The organism is Clostridium sp. UBA6640, from assembly GCF_002455975.1.
Taxonomy (GTDB): Bacteria; Bacillota; Clostridia; order Clostridiales; family Clostridiaceae; genus Clostridium_J.
Genome location: NZ_DKLM01000058.1, coordinates 1 through 4598, shown reverse-complemented (window position 1 = coordinate 4598; position 4598 = coordinate 1). Strand labels below are relative to the sequence as shown.

Genomic DNA, 4598 nt, shown 5'->3' with positions numbered 1-4598 from the left:
AGAAGTCATTAAAGGCAGATCCTTCTTATATAGATAATTATGCTAGTTTGATGCCAAATATATTAAAAGCTATAGGGGAACCAGATTCTTCCGAACCATATTTTCATTATGCCACTTATAAAGAACCATATAATAGTAGTATATATATTAGTAAAGCTACTTATGATTGGTATTCTAATAATGATAGCATTAGTGCTGTTAAGAATTTTAAAGTTGCACAAATACTAAAGCCAAATATAACTGATTTTAAATATCAAACTGCGCTAATATACTTATCAAATCATAATTACAATGAAGCTATAAACATTTTAAAAACTTGTATAGAAGAAGATGATAAATCAATTAAATATCATAGAACTTTAGGAACTGCTTATCTAATTTCTAAAAAGACTAAAGAAGCTTTAAATGAAATAAAAATTTCTTATTCTCTTGACCAAAAGGATATATTAACATTGAATAATGCTGGATGCTATTATATAACCGTTGATGGGGATTTAGAAAGGGCCTTTGAAAATTTAGATGCAGCTTATAAAGGATTAAAAGATAGTGATGATGATTATACCAGAACTACTATCAAAGAAAATTATAATAAAATAGTTGATTTAAAAAACAAGTATGCTAATGGTAAAGATAATGAGGTTTTGCAAATACCTGATTTTGTAATGTTTTATTAGATAGAACACCTTTGTTTGAACAAAGGTGTTTTCTTATATCTATAATAAAATTAGAAGAAAAGTTTTAATTTATAAATTATAGAATAAATAATATTAAAAGAACTCCCATTCTCTAACAGCTAAACCACGTTGTTGTTTTTTGTATATAAAATAAGTGTCAATAGCAAATATGAGATTCATTGCTCCGGGGTATACCCTAAAAGTTGTGACAACAAAAATTGCAGATACAATTAAAATTAGAAACCCCTTTTTTACTTGACCAAGAAGAATTTGACCCAGCCCAGGGATTAACAAAGAAGCTACTATATAAATAAATGCACTCATTAAATTAATTTTAGGAGGGATTAACCCATTAAAATATATTTTTTGCTTCAAATTATTAACCTCTACGCCACAATTTACACAAGTACTTTGAAGAGAAATAATTTTTTTACCACAGTTATAACAGAATTTGTTAGCTGTAAATTGTCTAATACCACACTGTAGACAGATGGAATGATCATTATCCATAAAAGCACCACAATTTGTACAAAACATTATAATCACCTCAAAACATATAAATAAATTATTCACTTAATATAGATATTATCATTATTATTTATTTTATGATAGAAGAATAAATATAATTTTTATGGGGAAATAAGTAAAATTTTTACAAAAATTCTTCTCTTTAAATAGTTTATTTTTACCATATATATAAAATGCTAAAAAAGTAATAAAAATTGGTCATATTTATAAAGATTTTGTAAAATGTGCTATACTTTTTTAAAAAATATGATATACTAATTATTGTTAGGCGATAAATAAGCACTATAATGAATACTATACTGCAATAAAAACAAATAAATATTAGAAAAATAAAATTTTTATTGCATTTTTCAATCAATTGTGTTTATATAAAATTATAGAAGCTTTATTTAATAATACTGATGTAATTTACTAAGAATGTTTTCGGGGGTAATTAAGAATGAATTCTAATATTGTGGAAAATTTACAAATTAAAACATCAGAGAATGTTTACAGAAACTTAAGTGTTGCAAATTTAGTTGAATTTGCAGTGAAGAGAGAAGAAGGAACTTTAGCAGAAAGTGGAGCATTAGTAGTTAGTACTGGAAAGTATACAGGAAGATCTCCAAAAGATAGGTTTATTGTAAGACAAGATAGTGTTAACGAATATATTAACTGGGGAGAAACTAATCTTCCGATTGAAGAGGATATATTTAATAAACTGTATGATGAAGTAATCAATTATTTATCAGATAAAGATCTATTTGTAGTAGATGGATATGTAGGTGCACTAGAAGAATATAAGATGGATATCCGTGTTGTAAATGAATATGCATCAGAGGCGTTAATGGCAACACAACTATTTAGAAGACCTACAGAAGAACAATTAAAAAAACACAATCCTCAATTTAGTGTAATTGTAGCACCAGGATTTAAAGCTAAAGGTAAAGAAGATGGAGTTAATTCAGAAGCTTTTGTTCTTATCAATTTTGATAAAAAAATAGTTTTAATTGGAGGAACTCAATATTCAGGAGAAATTAAAAAATCAATTTTCTCAATTATGAATTTTTTATTACCGCTAAAAGGAGTTTTCCCAATGCATTGTTCAGCTAACATTGGAGAAAATGGCGATACAGCAGTATTCTTTGGATTATCAGGAACAGGTAAAACAACTTTATCTGCTGATCCAGAAAGAAGATTAATTGGCGATGATGAACATGGATGGTGTGATAAAGGTGTATTTAACTTTGAAGGTGGTTGTTATGCTAAGACAATAAAACTTGATAAGGAAAAAGAGGCACAGATATATAATGCGTTAAAATTTGGTTCATTACTTGAAAATGTAGTGCTAGACGAAAATAAAAGACCAAACTTTGATGATGACAGCTTAACAGAAAATACAAGAGGTGCTTATCCAGTAGAACATATAGATAATGCAGATTTGAGTGGATTTGGAGAACATCCAAATACAGTAGTATTCTTAACAGCAGATGCTTTTGGGGTAATACCACCAATATCAAAATTATCTAAAGAAGCAGCTATGTATCATTTTATGTCTGGATACACAAGTAAATTAGCAGGCACTGAAAGAGGAATAACTTCCCCGAAGGCAACTTTCTCAGCTTGTTTTGGAGAACCATTTATGCTTATGAATCCATCAGTATATGCTAAACTGTTAGGAGAAAAAATAACAAAATATAATACGGAAGTTTACCTTGTAAATACAGGATGGTCTGGTGGAGCTTATGGAGTAGGTAAGAGAATGAACTTAACCTATACTAGAGCAATGGTAAAAGCTGCATTAAATGGACAATTAAAAAACATAGATTTTGAAGAACATGAAATATTTAAGGTACTAGTACCAAAAGAGGTACCAAATGTACCAAGTGAAATATTAAATCCAAAAAATACTTGGACTAATAAAGAAGAATATGATATTAAAGCAAAAGAACTTGCAAAAAAATTCAACGATAACTTCCAAAAATTTAAAGAAGTAAGTGATGATATTAAAAATGCAGGTCCAGTAGCGTAATAATACTTATATAAGAGGAAAGTGTATATGCACTTTCCTCTTTTGCGTGTAACAACGCATATAAATTAATATTTATTAAAAAAATTGTTTATAAAGTCGCAAAATTAACCAAAAAAATAAATTTTTAGACAAATTTACTTCAATATATAGCAGAAATAGATTATAATGGTATATGTCAAAAAACAATGATTAGGGGTAGGGGAAATGAAAAGACGTAATGGAATAAAAAAAATTATAATTGGATTATTAGTAATAGGAGGATTTTCAGCAGCTATAATTTTTAAGAATAATTTAGAATTAAATAAATATAATCATAAATATAAGGTTGAGATTGTAAAGTATGATAACTTTTATGAAGGAACTAATATTAAATTTTACTATCTAGATGGAAAAAATGATTATCAGCAGAAATTAAAAAATAAATATAAATATGATAAATTAGTTGCTAATGGCGTAAATGAAATAGACAAGGCTTTTGAAATGATTAAGTGGATAAATAGTAAAGCAGAATTTAAGATAAATGCTATTGAAGTGGGGAAAAACACAGAAGAAATAATGAAGAAAATTGAAACTAATAAAGTATTGTCTGATGATAATTATGCAACACTTTTGGAAGAAGGATTATCTACAATTAATATAAATGTAAGAAAAGGCAAGCTTTTCGCAAGTAATAATACAAAGGTTAAACCTAGACAAAATTATAAGGTAATTGAGGTATGGAGTAAGGTTCATGGTAAATGGGTAATGATAGATGGTGGTAATGGCTGCTATGTGACCGATAAAGATATACCATTAAGTGCTGTTGAAATAATTGAAAAAGGTATTGAAAATGTTAATATTGTAGGGTTAGAAAATGAAAAAGCTGTCAAAAAATATAAAAAGAATATGGGAAAATATTTTAATAGCTATGTTATAGAAATTGATAATAATAAATTTGATGAAATTAAAAGTAACTCTTATGTTACTTATGTAAAAAATAAAGAGGACGCTCAGTTAGAAAATAAAGAAGGATATATTGGACCTACTATATTTGTGAATAAAAAAGATGTATTTCATATAAACCCAGAGATAATATATCATGATGAAAAGAATGATAACCTTCCAACAATTATATTATCTAAAAGAGATGCAAAAGAAGATACAGAGGAGTTTATAGGATTTACTACAGGGGTATTTAAAAATAGTGTTATGCTAGAGAAATATTATATAAGTATTGATGGAGGAAATTTTGTAAAAGTAAATACCTATTATGATTTAGCTATAGTGAATGGAGAGAACTCTATAAAAATATCTGAGGATGGAAAGACTCCAATTAGAGAAATAACGATTAGAAAGAATTAAGGTATTTTCTTTCAGATACTGTAGGCATCTTCAAAAAATAATAG

The 4598-nt window shown here is 27.2% G+C and carries 4 protein-coding genes; 3 read left to right on the top strand and 1 reads right to left on the bottom strand.

From position 1 onward, the window contains the following. Positions 1-674, top strand: a 674-nt coding sequence (locus B2W91_RS06150; RefSeq protein WP_349680791.1) for a tetratricopeptide repeat protein, incomplete at its 5' end; no start/stop codon positions are given. 93 nt (positions 675-767) lie between these two features. Here the strand turns inward: B2W91_RS06150 and B2W91_RS06145 are convergent. Then, positions 768-1184: a hypothetical protein gene (locus B2W91_RS06145; RefSeq protein WP_291579447.1), complete on the bottom strand. Its 417-nt coding sequence runs from the start codon at positions 1182-1184 to the stop codon at positions 768-770. A 457-nt stretch (positions 1185-1641) separates the two neighbouring features. Here B2W91_RS06145 and pckA point away from each other — a divergent pair, with 457 nt between their 5' ends. Together pckA and B2W91_RS06135 are read left to right on the top strand one after the other, a co-directional pair. Beyond that, positions 1642-3213 carry a phosphoenolpyruvate carboxykinase (ATP) gene (gene pckA / locus B2W91_RS06140; RefSeq protein WP_291579445.1) on the top strand — a complete coding sequence of 524 codons (1572 nt, stop codon included), beginning with the start codon at positions 1642-1644 and terminating at the stop codon, positions 3211-3213. A 204-nt stretch (positions 3214-3417) separates the two neighbouring features. Continuing rightward, a complete protein-coding gene (locus B2W91_RS06135) occupies positions 3418-4554 on the top strand; it encodes a hypothetical protein (protein WP_291579444.1) in 1137 nt (378 codons plus the stop codon). Positions 4555-4598: the final 44 nt, after the last annotated feature.

Coding starts and splice junctions, on each gene's coding strand:
- B2W91_RS06145 (WP_291579447.1), bottom strand. CDS start 1,184: ATGGATAATGATCATTCCATCTGTCTACAGTGTGGTATTAGACAATTT.
- pckA (WP_291579445.1), top strand. CDS start 1,642: ATGAATTCTAATATTGTGGAAAATTTACAAATTAAAACATCAGAGAAT.
- B2W91_RS06135 (WP_291579444.1), top strand. CDS start 3,418: ATGAAAAGACGTAATGGAATAAAAAAAATTATAATTGGATTATTAGTA.